This is a genomic window from Mesorhizobium sp. M7A.F.Ca.US.002.01.1.1 (genome assembly GCF_004022955.1).
Lineage (GTDB): Bacteria > Pseudomonadota > Alphaproteobacteria > Rhizobiales > Rhizobiaceae > Mesorhizobium > Mesorhizobium ciceri.
The window spans coordinates 1-391 of sequence record NZ_RZQE01001083.1 but is presented as its reverse complement, the minus strand read 5'-3'; the positions used below and the strand labels follow the sequence as shown (position 1 = coordinate 391).

1 pseudogene is annotated in these 391 nt (G+C 54.7%); it reads left to right on the top strand.

What is annotated here, in order from left to right:
* Positions 1 to 340: pseudogene (locus tag EN932_RS37815) on the top strand (peptidase c14 caspase catalytic subunit p20); the annotation flags it as partial.
* Positions 341 to 391: the final 51 nt, after the last annotated feature.

Below are 391 nucleotides of genomic sequence, written 5' to 3'. Positions count from 1 at the left end.
ACTTTCGCTCGATATGCTTCGTCAGAAAATCCCAAGGCTTGCCTCCGACGAGCCTATCTTTTTTGACCATCCTGTCGATTTCGGCGATCCGGAAATCGACGGCAAGAGCATTGCGGAGCTGATCAAGGGCAAGCCACGCTTCAGTCCTGTGGAGGGGCTCGACAAGTCGGTATGGGAAGGAAAGCACTGCGACGGTTGCCATGAATGGAACGAGGCCCGGCTGTGTGAACAGTCGAAAAATTTCGCCGCCAACGACGTGTCTGTTTTACGGCTTCAACATCCGCTTGGAACGCGCTTCAAGGTGGCGCTCGCAAAATGGGCGCAAGGTGGCTGTAAGTAAGCCAGGATGATGACGGCATCCATCGGTTTCTGCCGGGCGAATGCTCTAATC